The organism is Bradyrhizobium ottawaense (assembly GCF_002278135.3).
Taxonomy (GTDB): Bacteria; Pseudomonadota; Alphaproteobacteria; order Rhizobiales; family Xanthobacteraceae; genus Bradyrhizobium; species Bradyrhizobium ottawaense.
Genome location: NZ_CP029425.2, coordinates 4,348,654 through 4,367,683, shown reverse-complemented (window position 1 = coordinate 4,367,683; position 19,030 = coordinate 4,348,654). Strand labels below are relative to the sequence as shown.

Below are 19,030 nucleotides of genomic sequence, written 5' to 3'. Positions count from 1 at the left end.
CCTGCTGGATGAGAGTGCAAGACGATGAGAGCGACATTCGGCAAGCTGCATCGCTGGGCGGGACTGCTCACGGCCGGATTCCTGTTCTTTTCCGGCATCACCGGCGCGATCATCTCCTGGGATCACGAGATCGACGACGTTCTGAACAGCCATCTGTTCGACGTCAGCAGCAAAGGCCCGGCGATCCCCTCGATCGAGCTCGCCAAGACGATCGAGCAGCGCGATCCCCGCGCGCGCGTCGTCTACCTCTTCATGACGCCGGAGCAGGGCCATTCGCTGTGGTTCTTCGTCATGCCGCGGATCGATCCGGCGACCGGCAAGCGCTACGCCCTCGACTACAATCAGGTCTTCCTCGATCCCAACACCGGCGCGGAGCTGGGCCGGCGCTATTGGGGCGCGGTCTGGCCCGTCACGCGGGAGAACTTCGTCTCGTTTCTCTACAAGCTGCACTACACGATGCACATCCCGGAGTTCTGGGGCAGCGACCGCTGGGGCATGCGCGTGCTCGGCGTGATCGCCATCATCTGGACCATCGATTGCTTCGTCGGCTTCTATCTGACGCTGCCCTCGCGCCGGCGCGCCAAGGCGGCGCGGGCGCCTGCCGTCACGCGCCAGCTCGACCGCGGCTTCTGGGCGCGCTGGGCGCCGGCCTGGACCATCAAGACCTCCGGCAGCGCCTACCGGATCAATTTCGACATCCACCGCGCCTTCAGTCTCTGGACCTGGGGCGTGCTGTTCGTCATCGCCTTCACGGCGTTCTCGCTGAACCTCTATTTCGAGGTGTTCTCGCCGCTGATGAAGATGGTCTCGAACTACACGCCGACACCCTATGAGCAGCGGCCTTATCGCGATCTCGACGATCCCATCGAGCCCAAGGTCACCTTCGCGGACATCGCCGCACGCGCCGCCGCCGACGGCAAGGCGCGGGGCTGGACGATCCCGGTGGGCTCGGTCAATTACGGCCCGGCCCATGGCGTCTATGCCGCCGCCTTCTTCCACCCCGGCGACGATCACGGCGCCGGCGGCGTCGGCCCGGCCCAGCTCTATTACGACAGCGAGGACGGCCGCCCGATCGGCGAGCGGCTGCCCTGGGTCGGTACTGCCGCCGACATCTTCGTCCAGGCGCAATTTCCGCTGCATTCGGGTCGCATCGTCGGACTGTTCGGCCGCATCCTGATCTCGATCATGGGGCTGGTGGTCGCCGCACTCTCGGTGACCGGCGTCGTGATCTGGTGGCGCAAGCGCCGCGCCCGCATCCGCGTCCGCGAGACCGCGGCGGTGCGTCTGACCCGGCAGCTGACGCCGGCGGAGTAGGGCGCCCGCAAGGTCGTTGCGGATGAACCTTCCCGCCTGCAGCGGGCACAAAGACTGGAGATCGCTCCCAGTCCGCGGACATCGAATGAAATCGCTTGCCTTGCTCTGCCTGCTTGTCCTGGCGACGCCCGTCCATGCGGCCACGCCCGAGCAGCACTATCTCGACCTGCGCGACCGCTACATCGCAAAATTCTCGAGTGCCAAGGAAAGCGATGAGATCTACAAGCAGCATGATGCGGCGCTCAAGGAGCTGGCGGGCGTGCTGCGCGGCCTGGTGGGACCGGTCACGATCAAGGGGCTCCCCGCAGACGGCAAGTCGAACGTCGACACGCTATTCAAGAGTGATATCGGGTTCGGCCATCTCGACGGGCTCGGCTTCGCTTCCGAAGGCGACAAGATGCAGGCCGTGGTGACCACCACGGGGTTGCTCACGCACTGGCTGCGCGAGCATCGCGAGGACGGCATGCCGCAGGACAGCGGCGCCGCGTTCAAGTCCGACCGCTTCTATTATCAGGCGATCCAGGACGCCGCCTTCGCCAAATATGCCGAGCTGCCGATCACAAAGCCCGCATCCGCGAGCGCTGCAGTCGCCGTGCTCGGCCTGCGCGGCAATGGCGGGCTCAAGGGAGCGCCGGATGAAATCGACGTCGTCGCGATCAAGGGCGATAAGGTCTACTTCCTCGCCACATCGGACGCGGTAAAGACCGCTGAAATTCCGGCCTGCGAGCGCGTGTGGAAACAGATGATGGCCAAACCCGTCAACAAGAAGGATCCGCGCGGCGACATGGCCCGCGAGGATCAGGCCATGGCCGCCTACACGACATGCTTCGCCAAGGAAGCGCCGAGCCAGAGCTGGTACGCAGCGGCCGTGAAGAAGGCGCAGAGCCAGTTGGAGCTGCTGCCGCTGCGGTAGCGCGCAGGTTAGGCCGACAATTCGACCGATCGGCCGGCCCCATCGATCAGATGCACGCGGTCGATGTCGACATGCGGCAAGAGCGATCGAATCTCATCTTCCGGCATCAGGCTGAACGCCGTCGACAATGCGTCCGCGGCGGTGGCGCTGCGGGACACAGTCGTCACGCTGCGGTAGCGGTGGGCGCAGCCGCCTGATCGGGGATCGAACAAATGGTTGAAGCGCGCCCTGGAATCGAACTGGCAGCCGTAGCCGCCCGAGGTGGACACGGCGCGGTCGACGATCGGCAGCACCGTCTTCGTGCGGCCCACGATGTCGGGATCGGCGATGCCGATCTCCCAGGGCAGTCCGTCCGGACGCGCGCCGATCGCGCGGGGTTCGCCCATGTCGACCAGGCTGCGCGAGATGCCGTGCGCCCGCAGCAGGTCGACCACCTTGTCCGAGACGTAGCCCTGCGCGATCCCGTTCAGGGTGACGGTCATGCCCTTGGGCATCACGATCCGGTCGCGGCTGATCGACAGCCGGCTGCTGCCGATGCGCGCGAGCGCGGTCTGGATCTCGGCTGCCGCAGGACCGGCCGGATCCGCGTCATCTCGCGCGAAATGGCTGGCGTAGAGATCCCACAGCGGCTGCACCGTGACATCGAACAGACCGCCCGTCAGCGTGGAATAGTGCTGCGAGGTCGCCAGCAGATCGACCATTTCGGCGGCGGGATCGATCAGGACACCGGTCCGGTTCAGCGCGACCAGGGTCGAATCGTTCAGGTAAAGGCTGAACAGCCGCTCGAGCCGCCGCGCCTCGGCACAGGCCAGCGAGATCAGCCGTTCCGCCCGGCTGCGGTCTTCGTCATGGATCTCCATCGTGGCAACCGCGCCCAGCATCGTGCCACGCCACGTCACCGGCGCGACCTCCGCACGAGCAGGATGTCCCGTGGACAGCGCGCCGAGGCCCGCTGCCGCCGCGCTGATCCGGATGAAGCGTCGGCGCGTCAGTGCTCGCGTCATGGCGTCCTCCTCGATCGTTCGGCCGGCGGGGCTTCGGCCGCTTCGCCGGCCGCAGCGGCGCCGGTGACATTCACCGACGTCAAGACATAGTCCCGGGGCACGTCGTCGAAGCCGACAATCCTGCCGCCGTTCTCTCCGATGAACTTCTCCGCCGCCGCGCGGTCCGAGAACGGAACGGCCTCGTCTCCGCCCATGCCACTTTTGACCCGGCTCTCGATCACGTACAGCGCCTTGCGCGCCTCAATCCAGTTGTCGGCGCCGGGCTTGTCCCAGTCCGGCGCCTTGCCCATGTCGGACACGTAGATCGCCTGAATGTCCTTGGGCTCGTCCGGCAGCATGGTGAAGGCGATTGTGTCCCGCACCGACGAGAACCACACGGGCTCCATCAGGCTCGCGGCGAAGATATGGCCCTTCGGTCCCGGGTGCTCGAGCACGTTCATGCCGCAGTAATGGCCGATGTCTTCCGCGGTCATCCGATGCGGCGGCGGAATCTTCGCGGCCTGCTTCTCGTTGCAGCCCGCGAGTGCGAGCGGCACGAGCAAGGCGAAGAGGATCGTTCGGCGCCTCATAGCTCCCTCCGCGAGAAAGCGAGCGCGGCCAGCCCCAGCGGCAGCAGCGTCCAGCAGAGCAGGGCGGTCAGAAGAACCGGTATCGTCAGGGACGTGGTTTGGGCAAGGCCAGCCATGCCGGCGAAGGTGCTGACATTGGCGAATCCGGTCAGGTTGATGAGCCGGTAGGCGTCGGTCGGATTCGACAGCAGCAGGGCGTTGAGCACACTCGCCGAGATGCTGCGTCCCTGATCGAGCGCAAGCACGCCCAGCAGCGCCATGTCGTAGATCAGCACCAGCAGCAGCCACAATCCGATGCAGATGCCGGCCGCCGTTCCACGGTCGCGCACGAGCGCGCTGACCAGATATCCGATGGCGACGAAAGCGGCGCCAAGCAGCACCGAGGAGCCCACCATCGCCGCGAACGCGAGAAAGCTATCGCTATCGATCTGGCTGCCCGTCGCCGCCAGCGCTCCGACCGCCGCGCCGTAGCCGAGGCAGGTCGCAAACGCGAGAACGGCGAGGTGGCCCAAGAACTTGCCGAGCAGCACCTGCCATCGTGCGACCGGATAGCTCAGCAGCAACAGCATCGTCCCCCGTTCCATCTCGCCGACGATGGCGTCATGGGAGATCAGAAGCGCGATGAGCGGAACGAGAAAGATCGTCAGGCTCGACAGGCTGACGACGACCACGTCCAGGGTGCGAACGCCGACGTTCCCGGTCGGTGCGCTACCGAGAAAGGTCAGTGACAGCGCAAGCCCGGCGAGCAGGAGCGTTGCGGCAAGCACCCAGCGATTGCGGATGGCCTGGTGGACTTCCTTGGCGGCGATGATCAGGACATTCATGGCGCCTGCTCCGATTGCCGGAGGAAATGAGCATAGAGCTCGTCGAGGGTGGGCGGGACCACGTCGACGTCCTCGACGGAATTGCCGGCGGCCGTCGCACGATGCAGAAGCTCGATCTTCCGCTCCGGCGCAGCGTCGATCTCGACGATGTGGCCGTTCAAACGACGGCAGGCCACGTCCTTGGGCGCCCAGGGCGGCATCTCGCTCGGGGCAAGGCCGGCCACCTTGAGGCGGATCCTGGTGGGCAGGCGGGCGAGGCGACGCAGCTCGTCGATCGATCCGTCCGCGACCTTGATGCCGCGGTTCATGATGATGACCCGGCCGGCGCGCTCCTCGAGCTCGGTCAGCGCATGCGACGACAGCAGCACGGTCGCGCCCGCAGCGGAGAGCCGGGCGATGATGTCGTAGAAGGTCTGGCGCAGCTCCGGATCGAGACCGGTGGTCGGCTCGTCCAGCAGCAGCACGCGCGGCTCGCCAAGCAGCGCCTGCGCGAGCCCCAGCCGCTGTCGCATGCCCTTGGAGTAGGTGCCGACCCGGCGGCGGCTGGCGGCTCCGAGACCCACGGCGTCGAGCAGCTCCAGCGACTTTGCGACCGGCTCTCGTTTCAGCCTGGCATAGAAGGCCTGCGTCTCGCGGCCGGTGAGGGCGGGGTCGAAGGAGACGTTTTCCGGCAGGTAGCCGAGCTGTCGTCGGCCGGCGAATTCGCCTGCGGCGGGATTGTCTCCGAGAACCTCAATGGCGCCGCTGGTCGGCCGGATCAACCCGAGCATGAGCTTCATGAGCGTGGTCTTGCCGGCGCCGTTGTGCCCGATCAAGGCGACCAGCTCGCCCTGGCCAAGCGTGAACGACGCACCGCGCACGGCCTCGACCCGGCCATACGCCTTGGTGACATCGCTGACGCGTACCGTGCTGGTCATCGTGTTTCCTTCGCCGAGGTCCGCGGCGGCGACACCAGCGGATGGCTGTCGACCACGCCGCCCGGCAGCAGCGCTGGAAACTGTGCCTGCGCCCAGCGGATCACCTGGACGGCAGGGCTGTTGATCAGAACCTTCGCAGCCGGCGCCGTCCACAGCACGCGATCGATGAGGTCGTTCGGCCGGTACGCCGTGTCGGCGATACCGTCGCCGTTGAGGTCGAATGCCGGATTATCGCTCCAGTAATTGCCGCGCCCCCCGGTCGACCAGTCGAGGTGCCGGGTGCCGACATATTTCACCTGGTTGGCGTTGCCGACGAAGGCGTTGCCCGTGATTTCGTTGCCTTCGGAGCCGGCCGTGAAGTGCACGCCGATGGCACAGCGTTCGAACCAGTTGTTGCGGAATTTGTTGTGATTGGTGTTGTAGATGAACACGCATTTCTCCGGGCCGCTCTTGAGAGTGGTCTCCCGTGCCTGCTGCGGAAGCATGCCTCTCTCGTCGGCGGGACCTTCCTCCGCACTCTGTGTCATCGAGCCGAGCGGGCCGCCCGTGACCCGGTTGTCCTCGATCTGGGCATAGTTCGCGTAGTTGAAGAGCATCCCATGGTCGCGGTCGTGATCGGAGGAGTTGCCGCGGATCACCAGACGGTTCGAATACATGATGGCGTAGCCGACGTGGTTGCCGATCGAGACGTTGCCGCTGACTTCGCTGTCGTTGGTGTACATGTAATGGACGGCGAAGCGGACCTGCTCGAAGCGGTTGTCGATGAAGCGGTCCTTTCGGCTCGAAATCGTGAAGATGCCGTCGCGGCCGTAGCGGAACGTGTTGCCGGCGATGGTGACGTCGGGCGCATTCCACAGCGAGACACCGTTGCCAGCCTCGCTGAGACGCCCGCCACGCAGTCCCTCGATCTCGTTGCGGACGACGCGCGAACCCTGGGCGCCATGCACATAGACACCGAACAGGTTTCCCACCAGCCGGTTGTCCTCGATCTTGGCGCGCTCTGCCGTCTTCTGCAGGAATATCCCGGAATTCATCTCCTGCAGGTCGCGGCCGGATGCCCGGATGGTCACACCGCGGATCGTGACGTCGGGAGCGGTGACGGTGATGACGTTGCCGGAGCCGTCGCCGTCGAGCACCGCGCCACGGCTCCCAACCAGCTCCAGGGGACGGTCGATCCGGATCGAACCGTGATATTCCCCGGGGGAAAGTTCGACGACGTCGCCGGCGCGCGCGCCATCCAGCAGCGCCTGAAGCGGCTGCCCCGGCGCAGCCGTCAACGTCTCCGCATCGGCGAAGCCGGACAATCCGGCGGCGACCAGCGCCGCCGGAAACATGCGTAAGAGAAGACCCACGAGGTCGCTCCAATCAGACCGACGTCAAACCGACTTGGGTTCGACGAACATCCGGCCCTTCATCTCCATATGCATGGCGTGGCAGAACCAGGAGCAGTAGTACCAGTAGACTCCCGGCTTGTCGGCCGTGAAAGTCACCGACGAGGTGGCCATCGGGCCGATCTCCATGTTGATGCCGTAGTTGACGATGCAGAAGCCGTGCGTCAGGTCCTCGACCGCGTCGATATTGGTGATGAAGACGGTGACCTCATCGCCTTGCTTGACCTGGAACTGATCGAGGCCATAGGCGGGCGCGGTGGACGTCATGTAGACGCGCACCTTGTTGCCGTCGCGAATGATCTTCGAATCCGCCTCCAGATTGATGCCGTCCGCCTTGGCCTGCTTGACCGCATCGGCGAACATCGGATCCGCGCGATCGTAGATCGAGATCGGGTTGATCTTCGAGCGGTGGACGATGGTCGCGTCATGCGGCTCGGCGAAGCTCGGGCCGTCGTGCACCAGCTTCATCTGATCGCCCGAAATGTCGATCAGCTGATCATTCTCGGGCTTGAGCGGTCCGACGTTCAGGAAGCGATCCTTCGAGAACTTGTTCAGCGAGATCAGCCACTTTCCATCGGCCTCCTTGGTCTGGCCCATCGAGGAATGGTTGTGACCCGGCTGGTAGTGCACGTCGAGCTTCTGGATGATGGGATTGACCTTCTCACCCTTGAAAGCCCGCTTGGCGAGGTCGATGCTCCACTTGCAGACCTGGCTGTCGAGGAACAGCGTCGTGTAGGCGTTACCCTTGCCGTCATAGGCAGTATGCAACGGTCCGAGTCCCAGCTCGGGCTCCGCGACGACGACGTCGCGCGGCTTGATCTTGTCGTCGAACAGATCGTCGAATTTGCGCACGTCCATCACGGTCACGGTCGGCGAGAGCTTTCCGGCCGCCACGATGTGGATTCCGTCGGGCGCCGTGTTCATGCCGTGCGGATTATTCGAGACCGGAATGTAGCGGGTGTAAGCCGAGCCCTTGCGGCCGTCGATGACGGGCACGCCGTTCATTTCCTTGAAGTCGCCCTTCTTTACGGCCTCTTCGATCCGCTTGATGTTGAAGATGACGACCCAGTCCTGCTCGCTGGCGGTCATTTCGGCGAGCGTGACGCCTTCCTCGCCGTTGTAACAGGTCGCGAAGCAGTACTTGCCCTGGTAGTCGGCGTCGACATTGTCGAGATTTCCGCTGACGATCACCTGCCAGGCCACCTTCATCGTTTCGCCGTCGATCGCGCTGAAGATGGAGTGATACTGCTTGGGATCGTCGAGGACCTTGCCGTCATTGGGCAACGGCACGCCATCCTCGCCGTTGGCGAACACATAGCCCGTGCGCGGATATTTCTGCAGACGCAGACCGTGGACCGTGTGCTGGTTCGGCAGTTCGACGATCTTGTCGCATTTCATGATGTCGAGCCGCACCCGCGCGACGCGGCTGTTGGCCTTGTCGTTCATGTAGGCATAGCGACCGTCATAGGTGCCGTCCGTGAACGAAATATGGGGGTGGTGGAGATCGCCGTTCATGAACGTGCCGCCGCGGTTCTTGAGGAATTCGCGGGTGGCGGGCTGCATGCCTTCGGTCAGAACCTTGAGGCTTTCATTGGTCTGGCCCCAGCCGGTCGCACTGCAGCGGTTGAACACCGGAACACGCATCAATTCGCGCATCGAAGGAAGGCCGATGATGCGCATCTCGCCGGACTGGCCGCTCGAGAAGAACACGTAGTATTCGTCGAGCTCTCCCGGCGCGACCTCGGTCTTCTGCACCGCCGGCCTTGCCGCCGGCGCTTTCGGAGCTGCGTTCTTGGTCTGCGCGTCGGCAGACGAGACGAAGCCGCCGTCCTTCAGCGCCACTCCGCCCGCAAGGCCTACGCCCGCCGCAGCCGCCGTCGTTCCGAGCACTGCTCGCCGGCTAACGCCCTTTGCCTGTTCGTTCTCGCTCATGATTGCCTCCTCGGCTTTCGGTTCAGTTTGGTGGTGGAGTTGCGACGGGTGACGCCACGACAGGCTTGCCGCCGGCGGTGATGACGGTCGCGGGACCCTTGCCGCCTGAGCGCATCGCGGGCGAGGACATCGCCGCGAATTTCTCGCGCTTGAGCCGCACCTGGATCATGTGCGGGCAGCGGTGATCGTCGTAATAGAGTTCCTGGCAATGCATGCAGTAGATGCACTCATTGACGTTGATGTGACCCTCGGGATGGATCGACTGCACCGGGCATTCCTTGGCGCAGCGTTGGCAGGGTGACCCGCATTCTTCCCAGCGGCGGAGCCATTCGAAGGTTCGGATGCGGCCGGGGATCGCGAGCGCGGCGCCGAGCGGGCAGAGGTAGCGGCAGAAGAAGCGTTCGATGAAGAGTCCGATGACGAGCAGGGCGACTGCGTAGGCCACGAACGGCCAGCTTCGCGAAAACTTCAGGATGATCGCGGTCTTGAACGGTTCGACCTCGGCGAACCGCTCGGCCATGTCGACCGAATAGAGCGACAGGCCGAACAGACCGAGGAAGATGATGTACTTGATCGGCCATAGCCGTTCGTGCAGCCCCCACGGCACCGTTATCTGCGGCACCTTCAGCCATTTCGCGGCCGTGTTGGTGAGCTCCTGCAGTGCGCCGAAGGGACACAGCCAGCCGCAGAACGGGCCGCGCCCCCAGAACAGAAGCCCGCCGGCCGTTGCAGCCCACAGAATGAAGATCAGCGGCGCGGCGAGGAAGAACTCCCAGCGGAAGCCCGTCACCAGCGCATTGGTAAAGGTGACCACGTTGACGACGGAGAGCTGCGCGTTTGCGTACCAGCCGAGCCAGACCAGAACGAGGGCGAGATACCCCCGCCGCACCCAGGTGTAGAACACCGGGCGGCGCACGAGCAGATTCTGGAAGAAGAAGATACCGGTGAGGGTGGCCAGCATGAACGCGGTGATGCCGATCGAGACGGTGCTCGACCGCCAGATCCGCATCCACAACGGCTCGTCTGCATCCGGGGGCGGGGGGGCCGCAGCGGTGGCCTGCTGCGAGGCCGGAGGCGCCGCGCTCTCCGGTACCGTCACCGCACGCTGCTCGCGGCGTATATAACCGTCGGGCAGGGTGTAGCCGAGATCGAAAGTCAGGAACGCCTTGTCGCGGCCGCCGAGGCTGCGTTGTACCAGCAGTTGAAGCTGCCACGGCTGCGTCGGATCCAGGGTGAACTCAGGCGGGGTGACGAACAGGCCGATTTCCCTGAACTCGGGCGCGCCGACCGCGTCCAGTGCGCCAAGACGGGTGTGGTTGCGGTCGCGGAAGCGGGTGCTGTTGCCGTCCTGCAGGATTTCGATGCGGTCGAAGATGCCGCCGCGGACATAGGCCGACCCCTTGAAGGAGTAGGGGCCGTTGCCGGCGACGACGATGGCCTGCTGCCCCGGCTTCAGGCTGTCCTTCAGCCGCTGATAGCCGTCCTCGCCGAGCAGGCTGCGGCCGATCGTGGGCGCGGTCACGAGCGCCACGTAGAGCTCGATGAAGGTATCGCTCGCTTCACCCGGTTCGGGATACTGGCCCGCCGCGGCGCTGCCGGACTTCGCAAAGGCGTCGTTGATGTCGCCGATGCCGAGATGAAGCCGGCGTACCGAGCCATCGCCGACGAGGCTCTCCCAGTCGCGCACGTCACTGCGCGCGAGATCGAGCGTCTTGACGACGGGGGGAAGGGCTGCCGAAGCCGCCGCGCCGTCGCCGCCACCGACGCGACCGCTGCGAATGAGCTTGGATGCCGCACGGACGACACTGTCGCCCATTACCAGTACGGTAACGGTCGCGCCGCTCACGATGTCGACCTGCGGCGGCTTCTCGGCACCACTTGCGACCGGCTTCATGTCCTTGCCGATCAGGGCGTTCATGGCGGCGACGATGCGGGCCTCGGGAATGCCGACCAGCACGATCGGCTCCTTGTGATCGACGAGCTTGATTCCGGTGATGACGCCTTTCGGATCGATCCCGGCCAGCAAGTGAATCGGCTTGCCCGAGTACCCGACGGAGTTCGCGAAATCGGAGTTGAGGAAGATGAATCCCTGGAGCTGGTCGCCGCGGTACACTGGTACGATGGGCGGATCGCCTTGCGGCGGGCCGAAACGGTCCGCATTCGGGAAAAATTCCGCAGGCGTAATCTTCGGCAGGTATGTTGGTAAGTCACCGGCGGCGCACGCGGGCGAAATATAAGTCAGACACATCAGCAGCAAGCCTGCGAGCGCTAGCGCTGCACGCCTTGCGAAGGCGGTATCGTCATCCGGTCGCATCAACATATCGATACAAATGCGATTTGCGCGACGGACAGAGGCGCGCGTGCCTTGATATCTTCTTCGATGATTTGTCGCCGCTGACATGCAACACTCATCGCGCGCGACTGACTCTGTCAACCCCGCTCTTGAGATTTGTGCGTGCGCGGAACCGGTTCAGAAATCTGCATGTGGAGTCCTTGGTATGCCATTCCTACGCACATCATTGCTCAGTGCTGAGCCCGCAGGTGTATTGGAGTCTCTCGACGAGCTCTTTGCGCTAGCGCATGCAATGGAGCAGGAAGCCGCCAACAGGTACGAATCTCTCGCGCAAGACATGCGCGGGCAGGGCAAGGCTGATCTCGCCGAGGTATTCACTAAGCTCGCGGCCGCCGAGCGCGAGCACGTGGACAGCGTCACGCAGTGGTCGCAATCGCGCCGCGGCAAGAGCCCGGATCCCGCTTTGGTGCGTTGGGAAGCGCCGGAAGCGCTTGCCCCGGAAGCTGCCGCCGAAGTCAAGACATCGCGGCTGATGACACCGTACCGCGCGCTCGCCATGGCGGTCCGCAACGAAGAGCGAGCCTTCGCATTCTGGTCCTATCTCGCCGCCTATTCCAAGGACCCTGACATCAAGAGAGCATCCGAGGCGATGGCCAGGGAAGAGCTCGGCCATGTCGCGACGCTGCGGAAGGAGAGGCGCCGCGCCTATCATCTCGAACACGAACGGAGCAGCGCCGACGCATCGACACCTCGGCCGCCACAAATCGATGCGCGGCGGCTCGAGCTTCGCCTGATTGCTCAACTTGGCGATATCGAACGGCGCCTGAGCGGGCCGGCCGCGGTCCGGACACGGGACATGCGCCAACAGACGATCGCGATGGCCGACGCCGCCGCGGGCCTCGGCAGCTTTCCGGCCTCCATGGAACGAAAGGATCCACTGGAGATCGCCGAAGCCCTGGTCGACGGCTACCTCGACGGCGCCGAGCGGTCGAGCGACGCAGCCCACCTCGAAAGCCTGCAGCACCTGGCCGAGCGCGCGATCTTGAGACTGGCCTGGCTGCGATCGCTTGCGGCGGAGTGACGCGCTTACGGCAACAATCAGAGCTGCCGCACTTCAGAGCCGCATGGCCGCTCGGCCGGGGCAGTGGCCGCAGGTCCTTCGGCTGCGGAACAGACACCAAGTGTAGCGATAGGCGCTCAGCTCAGGCGAGATCTGACTGGCAGGCCGCGTACGGCCATAGCCCAATCCGTAATTCGCATAAGGTATATTATGGAATATTCTTATATGCAATTAGATCAATTATTTAGGCGGAATTCCTGTCATCGCACCTTCGCCCTCACGCGATTTTCGGTCCGGGCCTCGACGCTGCCCCGGTTCTCGACGGCTCCTGTGCATGGGGTCGTTTTTCAGATTTTGAATCCGGCCCATCTCTGCGAAAGCCGATATTGCCGGGACCTTGTCCGGCTGCAATAAGCGAGGCCTCGCGAGATCGCAGATGACCTTCAGGCCTTCCGTCCGTATAGGTTTGCGTCTCAGAACAACAACAAACTTCCGAGGAAGCAGACCCATGAGTTTTTCCCGACGCACGCTTCTCAAGGCCTCCGCCGCGACCGCGGTCCTGGGCGGCATCGGTGCGCCCCATGTGGCCCGCGCCCAGAGCGCCGAGTTCACCTACAAATACGCCAATAACCTGCCGGACACCCATCCGCTGAACGTACGCGCCAAGGAGATGGCGGCGGCGATCAAGACCGAGACCAACGGCAAGTTCGACCTCCAGATCTTCCCGAACAACCAGCTCGGGTCGGACACCGACATGCTGAGCCAGATCCGCTCCGGCGGCGTCGAGTTCTTCACGCTATCGGGCCTGATCCTGTCGACCCTGGTGCCGGCGGCCTCCATCAACGGCATCGGCTTCGCGTTCCCGGACTACGACACGGTCTGGAAGGCTATGGACGGCGACCTCGGCGCCCATGTCCGCGGCGAGATCAAGAAGGCCGGCCTCGAGGTCATGGACAAGATCTGGGACAACGGCTTCCGCCAGACCACCTCGTCGAGCAAGCCGATCACCGGCCCTGATGACCTCAAGAGCTTCAAGATCCGCGTGCCGGTGTCGCCGCTGTGGACCTCGATGTTCAAGGCGTTCGACGCGGCGCCCGCCTCGATCAATTTCAGTGAGGTCTATTCGGCGCTCCAGACCAAGATCGTCGAAGGCCAGGAGAACCCGCTGGCGATCATCTCGACTGCCAAGCTCTACGAGGTGCAGAAGTACTGCTCGCTGACCAACCACATGTGGGACGGCTTCTGGTTCCTGGCCAACCGCCGCGCCTGGGAGAAGCTGCCGCAGGACGTGCGCACCGTCGTCGCCAAGAACATCAACGCCGCTGCCGTCAAGGAGCGCGAGGACACCGCCAAGCTCAATGCCAATCTGCAGCAGGAGCTCGCGGCCAAGGGCCTGACCTTCAATCAGCCCACGGTGGCGCCGTTCCGCGACAAGCTGCGGACCGCCGGCTTCTATGCCGAGTGGAAGGGCAAGTATGGCGATCAGGCCTGGGACCTCCTGGAAAAGGCCGTCGGCAAGCTGTCGTAACGCGTTGGGGCCATCATGGCTCATGTCGAGGTCGAGGTGACCGCAGTGGTGGGCGAGGCGGCGTTTCAGTCCCCTCGCCGACCTTCCGTGCTGGCTTCGGTCGAGCGCATGCTCGGTCTCGTCGTCGAAATCCCGGCGGCGATCCTGGTCGTCGCCGAGATCGTGATCCTGTTTGCAGGCGTAGTCGCGCGCTACGGCCTGCACCGGCCGCTGATCTGGTCGGACGAGCTCGCCTCGATCCTGTTCCTGTGGCTCGCCATGCTGGGCGCAGCGGTGGCGTTCCGCCGCTCCGAGCACATGCGTATGACCGCGATCGTCGCCAGCGCCAAGCCTGCCATGCGGGCCTATCTGGATCTGGTCGCGACCTCGGCGGCGCTGGCGTTCCTGGTCTTGATCGTCTGGCCAGCCTGCGACTACGCCTACGAAGAGAGCTACATCACGACGCCGGCGCTGCAGATCTCCAATATGTGGCGCGCCGCCGCGCTGCCGGCCGGCATCGGGCTGATGGCGGCCTTTGCCTTGTTGCGACTGCTGCGCGCGGCCGATTACCGGATGGTCGCAGCTGCCGTCGTCAGCGTTGCCGTCATTACCGGCCTGTTCTGGCTGGCGGAGCCGTTGCTGCGGCCGCTCGGCAATCTCAACCTCATCATCTTCTTCGTCGGCGTCGCCGGCTTCTGCGTCTTTGCCGGCGTTCCCATTGCGTTCGGCTTCGGCCTTGCGATCTTCGGCTATCTCGCGCTGACCACGCGCACGCCAGTCATGGTGCTGGTCGGGCGGATGGACGAGGGCATGAGCCACCTCATCCTGCTCTCGGTGCCGCTATTCGTGTTCCTGGGGCTCCTGATCGAGATGACCGGCATGGCGCGGGCCATGGTGGCGTTCCTGGCGAGCCTGCTCGGCCATGTCCGCGGCGGCCTGCATTACGTGCTGGTCGGCGCCATGTACCTGGTCTCGGGCATATCAGGCGCCAAGGCCGCGGACATGGCGGCCGTTGCGCCCGTGCTGTTTCCGGAGATGAAACAACGCGGCGCCAAGCCCGGCGATCTCGTCGCGCTTCTGGCGGCGACCGGAGCGCAAACCGAAACCATTCCACCGAGCCTCGTGCTGATCACGATCGGCTCGGTGACGGGCGTCTCGATCGCCGCCCTGTTCACCGGCGGCCTGCTGCCCGGCGTCGTGCTCGCGATCACGCTCTGCATGCTGGTGTGGTGGCGCTACCGCCACGAGGACATGAGCCATGTCCGACGCGCCAGCGGTGGCGAGATCGGCAAGACGTTCTTCGTCGCCCTGCCCGCGCTGGCGCTGCCCTTCGTGATCCGCTACGCCGTGGTCGAGGGCATCGCGACCGCGACCGAAGTCTCCACCATCGGCATCGTCTATGGCGCCCTGGTCGGCCTCCTCGTCTACCGCCGGTTCGACTGGTCGCGGCTGTTTCCGATGCTGGTCGAGACTGCGGCGCTGTCGGGCGCCATCCTGCTGATCATCGGCACGGCGACAGGTATGGCCTGGGGCCTGACCCAATCAGGCTTCTCGCGCTCGCTGGCGGCGGCCATGACCGGATTGCCCGGGGGAGCGGCGACCTTCATCGCCGTGTCGATCCTGGCCTTCACCATCCTCGGCAGCGTGCTGGAGGGCATCCCGGCGATCGTGCTGTTCGGTCCGCTGCTGTTTCCGATCGCCCGGGCCGTCGGCGTGCACGAGGTGCACTACGCCATGGTGATCATTCTCGCCATGGGCATCGGACTATTCGCCCCGCCCTTCGGTGTCGGCTATTATGCCGCCTGCGCCATCGGACGCGTCGATCCGGCCGAAGGCATCCGCCCGATCTGGGGCTATCTGCTGGCGCTGCTGGTGGGATTGATCATCGTCGCGATCTTCCCGTGGATCTCGATCGGATTCCTTTGAGGCGTTTGACGGAGGGTGTCGATGAGTGAGCGGCAGAACCAATACAATATCGGGCTCGACAGGACACCCGCCAACTACGTGCCGCTGAGTCCGCTCAGCTTCCTCGCGCGCAGCGCCGCCGTCTATCCCGATCATGTCAGCACGGTCTATGAGGGCCGCAGCTTCACCTGGGCGCAGACCTATGAGCGCTGCAGGCGCTTCGCGTCCTGGCTCGCGCGCAAGGGCATCGGCGTCGGCGATACCGTGGCGGCGATGCTGCCGAACATCCCGGCGATGAACGAGGCGCATTTCGCCGTGCCCATGACCGGCGCCGTGCTCAACGCGCTCAACATCCGCCTCGATGCGCCTTCGATCGCATTCCAGCTCGACCATGGCGGCGCGAAGATCATCCTGGTCGATCCCGAGTTCTCGGGCGTCATAACTGACGCGCTCGCGCAGATGAGCGGGCCAAAGCCATTCGTCGTCGACGTCGACGACGCATCGTTCAAAGGCGGCAGTCGCATCGGCGAGATCGAATATGAGGCGGCAGTCGCGGAAGGTGATCCCGCGTTCACGGCGATTCCGCCAAAGGACGAGTGGGATGCGATCGCGCTGAGCTACACCTCTGGCACGACCGGAAATCCCAAGGGCGTCGTCACCCATCATCGCGGCGCCTATCTCAACGCCGTCAGCAACATCCTTGCCGGCAATCTCGGCCAGCATCCGGTCTATCTCTGGACGCTGCCGATGTTCCACTGCAACGGCTGGTGCTTCCCCTGGACTATCGCGGCGGCCGCCGGCATCAATGTCTGCCTGCGCAAGGTCGAGCCGACCAGGATCTTCGAGCTGATCAAGAGCCGCGGCGTCACCCACATGTGCGGCGCGCCGATCGTCTACAACACGCTGATCAACGCACCCGATGCGCCCAAGGGCGGTGCGGCCCGCCGCGTCGTCGGCCTGATCGCCGGCGCCGCGCCGCCGGTCGCGGTGCTCGAAGGTGCAGAGAGCATCGGCATCAAGCTGACCCATGTCTACGGCCTGACCGAGGTCTACGGCCCCGCCTCCGTCTGCGCCGAGCAGCCCGGCTGGGACGAGCTTCCGCCGGCCGAGCGCGCGCGCATGAAGCGCCGGCAGGGCGTGCCCTACCCGCTCGAGGAAGGCGTCACCGTCATCGATCCGCAGACGATGCAAGAGGTGCCGCGCGACGGCGAAACCATCGGCGAGGTCATGTTCCGCGGCAACATCGTGATGAAGGGCTATCTCAAGAACGAGAAGGCGACCAGGGAAGCCTTCGAGGGCGGCTGGTTTCACACCGGCGATCTCGGCGTGCTCGACGAGCACGGCTACGTCATCATCAAGGACCGCTCCAAGGACATCATCATCTCCGGCGGCGAGAACATTTCGTCCGTCGAGGTCGAGGACATCCTCTACAAGCATCCGGCCGTGCTGTTTGCCGCCGTGGTGGCAAAGCCCGATCCGAAATGGGGCGAAGTGCCCTGCGCCTTTGTCGAGTTGAAGGACGGCGCCAGCGCGAGCGAAGCCGACATCATCGCGTTCTGCCGCAGCCACACGTCGGGCTTCAAGACACCGAAGGCCGTCGTGTTCGGGCCGATCCCGAAAACGTCCACGGGCAAGATCCAGAAGTTCCTGCTGCGCAACGAAGTGGGATCGGTGAAGGCGATCTCGGCCTGAGCTGATTTCCCATTTCAAAATGCGGATCGAGGCCGGCGCCGCCGGGAAGTCTCGGCAGCGTTGAGGCTCCCGCTCCATTGCCGGCGAGGCCGTATCGCGCCAGGCCGGTGCGCTCAGCGCGTCTCGAGCCGCAGCCCGTCAAAAGCGGGCACGACGCCCGCGGGTAGCGATTGCCGGATCACTTCGTAATCGACGTCGGCCGTCATGTTGGTGATGACTGCGCGCTTCGGCTTGAACCGTTCGATCCAGGACAGCGCGTCGTTGATGCTGAAATGGCTGACATGGTTGGTGTAGCGCAGACCGTCGACGATCCAAAGGTCCAGATTCTCCAGCGCACCCCAGCTCTCGCGCGGGATGTCGTTGAGGTCGGGTGTGTAGGCCGCATCCCCGATGCGGTAGCCGAGCGCGGGAATGTTGCCGTGCTGCACCAGGAAGGCCGTCATCGTCACGGCGCCGCCCTTCCCCAGAACGGTCTGGCTTTCGCCAGCTTCGATCGAATGCCGCGTCAGGATCGGCGGATAGTCGCTGCCCTCCGGCGAGATGAAGCAATAGGAGAACCGCGACAGGATGTCCTTGGCCGTCGACTGGTTGAAATAGGTCGGGATACGACGGCGCATGTGCATCACGACCGAACGCAAATCGTCCATGCCGTGGGTCTGATCGGCGTGCTCATGCGTCAGGAACACCGCGTCGATGTGATCGACATTGGTCGAGAGCAATTGCTCGCGCAGATCCGGCGAGGTGTCGATCAGGATGCGCGTGGTGCCGTGCTCGGAGGTCCGTTCGACCAGCAGCGAGCAGCGGCGGCGGCGGTTCTTGGGATTGTTGGGATCGCAGGCACCCCAGCCGAGCGCCGGGCGCGGCACGCCGGCGGAGGAGCCGCAGCCCAGGATGGTCAGCGTCAGCGTCATGCGGCTCCCGGTTTCAAGCTTTCACCTTCGAGAACAGGCGGAAGAAGTTTTCGCTGGTCTGGCGCGAGATCTCGTCAAGCGACACGCCGCGCGTCGCGGCCAGCACTTTTGCGACCTCGACTACATGAGCGGGCTCGTTGCGTTTGCCCCGGAACTTGCCGGGCGCAAGATAGGGCGAGTCCGTTTCGACCAGAATGCGATCGGCCGGCAGTTCGGCCGCCAGCGCCCGCAAGGTCTCCGATTTCTTGAAGGTCAGGATGCCCGTGAAACCGATATAGAGCCCGAGTGACACCGCTTTCAGCGCCAGCTCGCGCCCGCCGGTGTAACAATGCAGCACGGCGCGAAACGCCCCCTTGGCCGCCTCCTCTTCCAGGATGCGCGCGCAGTCCGCGTCGGCCTCGCGGGTGTGGATCACCAGCGGCAGGCCGGTGGTGCGGGCGGCGGCGATGTGGGCGCGAAAGCCCCTCGCCTGCGCCTCTGGCGAGCCGTTGTCGTAGAAATAATCGAGCCCGGCCTCGCCGAGCGCGACGACTTTGGGATGCTCCGTCAACGCAACCAGCTCGTCCGGCGCGATACCGTCCTCCTCATCCGCGTTATGTGGATGAGTGCCGACCGAGCAGTAGACATCGTCATAGCGTTCAGTGATGGCCAGAAGCTGGTCGAGCTTCCGGACCCGGGTCGAGATCGTGACCATGCGGCCGATGCCGGCCGCGCGTGCCCGCGATACGATCCCGTCGAGATCTTCCGCAAAATCCGGAAAATCCAGATGGCAGTGGCTGTCGACCAGCATCGCGCAAA

General features: G+C 64.7%; 15 protein-coding genes. 6 read left to right on the top strand and 9 right to left on the bottom strand.

Annotated elements, in window-relative coordinates; translation table 11 throughout:
• Positions 1-24: 24 nt before the first annotated feature.
• Together fsrB and CIT37_RS20900 are read left to right on the top strand one after the other, a co-directional pair.
• Complete coding sequence (gene fsrB, locus CIT37_RS20905; RefSeq protein WP_028144654.1) at positions 25-1,314, top strand: siderophore utilization protein FsrB; 1,290 nt, start codon at positions 25-27, stop codon at positions 1,312-1,314.
• Between the two features lie 85 nt (positions 1,315-1,399).
• Positions 1,400-2,227: a hypothetical protein gene (locus CIT37_RS20900; RefSeq protein ID WP_028144653.1), complete on the top strand. Its 828-nt coding sequence runs from the start codon at positions 1,400-1,402 to the stop codon at positions 2,225-2,227.
• A gap of 8 nt (positions 2,228-2,235) precedes the next feature.
• On the opposite strand, the gene CIT37_RS20895 is transcribed toward CIT37_RS20900, so the two are convergent.
• The 7 genes from CIT37_RS20895 to CIT37_RS20865 are packed head-to-tail and all read right to left on the bottom strand — an operon-like array spanning position 2,236 to position 11,112.
• Positions 2,236-3,231 (bottom strand): FAD:protein FMN transferase, encoded by a 996-nt coding sequence (locus CIT37_RS20895; protein WP_028144652.1) that lies wholly within the window; start codon positions 3,229-3,231, stop codon positions 2,236-2,238.
• Complete coding sequence (locus tag CIT37_RS20890) at positions 3,228-3,800, bottom strand: nitrous oxide reductase accessory protein NosL (RefSeq protein WP_028144651.1); 573 nt, start codon at positions 3,798-3,800, stop codon at positions 3,228-3,230. Before CIT37_RS20890 ends, CIT37_RS20895 begins: the two co-directional genes overlap by 4 nt.
• Complete coding sequence (locus tag CIT37_RS20885; protein WP_028144650.1) at positions 3,797-4,624, bottom strand: ABC transporter permease; 828 nt, start codon at positions 4,622-4,624, stop codon at positions 3,797-3,799. Before CIT37_RS20885 ends, CIT37_RS20890 begins: the two co-directional genes overlap by 4 nt.
• On the bottom strand, positions 4,621-5,541 hold the full coding sequence (locus tag CIT37_RS20880) for an ABC transporter ATP-binding protein (protein WP_028144649.1): 921 nt from the start codon (positions 5,539-5,541) through the stop codon (positions 4,621-4,623). The genes CIT37_RS20885 and CIT37_RS20880 overlap by 4 nt, the downstream gene beginning before the upstream one ends.
• A complete protein-coding gene (locus CIT37_RS20875; RefSeq protein ID WP_028144648.1) occupies positions 5,538-6,893 on the bottom strand; it encodes a nitrous oxide reductase family maturation protein NosD in 1,356 nt (451 codons plus the stop codon). The genes CIT37_RS20880 and CIT37_RS20875 overlap by 4 nt, the downstream gene beginning before the upstream one ends.
• Positions 6,894-6,917: 24 nt before the next feature.
• Positions 6,918-8,864, bottom strand: a complete 1,947-nt coding sequence (gene nosZ / locus CIT37_RS20870; protein WP_038974086.1) for a TAT-dependent nitrous-oxide reductase — start codon at positions 8,862-8,864, stop codon at positions 6,918-6,920.
• Positions 8,865-8,886: 22 nt separating this feature from the next.
• Positions 8,887-11,112, bottom strand: a complete 2,226-nt coding sequence (locus CIT37_RS20865; protein WP_038970334.1) for a NosR/NirI family protein — start codon at positions 11,110-11,112, stop codon at positions 8,887-8,889.
• Between the two features lie 250 nt (positions 11,113-11,362).
• Between CIT37_RS20865 and CIT37_RS20860 the strand changes: the two genes are divergently transcribed.
• The 4 genes from CIT37_RS20860 to CIT37_RS20845 all read left to right on the top strand — a co-directional run bounded on the left by CIT37_RS20860 (position 11,363) and on the right by CIT37_RS20845 (position 17,321).
• A complete protein-coding gene (locus tag CIT37_RS20860) occupies positions 11,363-12,238 on the top strand; it encodes a ferritin-like domain-containing protein (protein ID WP_095424158.1) in 876 nt (291 codons plus the stop codon).
• A 487-nt stretch (positions 12,239-12,725) separates the two neighbouring features.
• Positions 12,726-13,745, top strand: a complete 1,020-nt coding sequence (locus tag CIT37_RS20855; RefSeq protein WP_028144644.1) for a TRAP transporter substrate-binding protein — start codon at positions 12,726-12,728, stop codon at positions 13,743-13,745.
• Positions 13,746-13,760: 15 nt separating this feature from the next.
• Positions 13,761-15,650, top strand: a complete 1,890-nt coding sequence (locus CIT37_RS20850) for a TRAP transporter large permease (protein ID WP_095424157.1) — start codon at positions 13,761-13,763, stop codon at positions 15,648-15,650.
• Between the two features lie 21 nt (positions 15,651-15,671).
• Positions 15,672-17,321, top strand: coding sequence for an acyl-CoA synthetase (locus CIT37_RS20845; protein ID WP_161966448.1), 1,650 nt, complete (start codon positions 15,672-15,674; stop codon positions 17,319-17,321).
• Between the two features lie 113 nt (positions 17,322-17,434).
• Here the strand turns inward: CIT37_RS20845 and CIT37_RS20840 are convergent, their stop codons facing one another.
• Both CIT37_RS20840 and CIT37_RS20835 read right to left on the bottom strand, forming a co-directional pair.
• Entirely contained in the window at positions 17,435-18,232 is a 798-nt protein-coding gene (locus tag CIT37_RS20840; protein ID WP_095424155.1) for an MBL fold metallo-hydrolase, read from the bottom strand.
• A 13-nt stretch (positions 18,233-18,245) separates the two neighbouring features.
• Positions 18,246-19,022, bottom strand: a complete 777-nt coding sequence (locus CIT37_RS20835; RefSeq protein ID WP_038946785.1) for a TatD family hydrolase — start codon at positions 19,020-19,022, stop codon at positions 18,246-18,248.
• Positions 19,023-19,030: the final 8 nt, after the last annotated feature.

Coding starts and splice junctions, on each gene's coding strand:
- CIT37_RS20865 (WP_038970334.1), bottom strand. CDS start 11,112: ATGTGTCTGACTTATATTTCGCCCGCGTGCGCCGCCGGTGACTTACCA.
- CIT37_RS20855 (WP_028144644.1), top strand. CDS start 12,726: ATGAGTTTTTCCCGACGCACGCTTCTCAAGGCCTCCGCCGCGACCGCG.
- CIT37_RS20850 (WP_095424157.1), top strand. CDS start 13,761: ATGGCTCATGTCGAGGTCGAGGTGACCGCAGTGGTGGGCGAGGCGGCG.
- CIT37_RS20880 (WP_028144649.1), bottom strand. CDS start 5,541: ATGACCAGCACGGTACGCGTCAGCGATGTCACCAAGGCGTATGGCCGG.
- CIT37_RS20845 (WP_161966448.1), top strand. CDS start 15,672: ATGAGTGAGCGGCAGAACCAATACAATATCGGGCTCGACAGGACACCC.
- nosZ (WP_038974086.1), bottom strand. CDS start 8,864: ATGAGCGAGAACGAACAGGCAAAGGGCGTTAGCCGGCGAGCAGTGCTC.
- CIT37_RS20840 (WP_095424155.1), bottom strand. CDS start 18,232: ATGACGCTGACGCTGACCATCCTGGGCTGCGGCTCCTCCGCCGGCGTG.
- CIT37_RS20900 (WP_028144653.1), top strand. CDS start 1,400: ATGAAATCGCTTGCCTTGCTCTGCCTGCTTGTCCTGGCGACGCCCGTC.
- CIT37_RS20860 (WP_095424158.1), top strand. CDS start 11,363: ATGCCATTCCTACGCACATCATTGCTCAGTGCTGAGCCCGCAGGTGTA.
- CIT37_RS20890 (WP_028144651.1), bottom strand. CDS start 3,800: ATGAGGCGCCGAACGATCCTCTTCGCCTTGCTCGTGCCGCTCGCACTC.
- CIT37_RS20835 (WP_038946785.1), bottom strand. CDS start 19,022: ATGCTGGTCGACAGCCACTGCCATCTGGATTTTCCGGATTTTGCGGAA.
- fsrB (WP_028144654.1), top strand. CDS start 25: ATGAGAGCGACATTCGGCAAGCTGCATCGCTGGGCGGGACTGCTCACG.
- CIT37_RS20895 (WP_028144652.1), bottom strand. CDS start 3,231: ATGACGCGAGCACTGACGCGCCGACGCTTCATCCGGATCAGCGCGGCG.
- CIT37_RS20885 (WP_028144650.1), bottom strand. CDS start 4,624: ATGAATGTCCTGATCATCGCCGCCAAGGAAGTCCACCAGGCCATCCGC.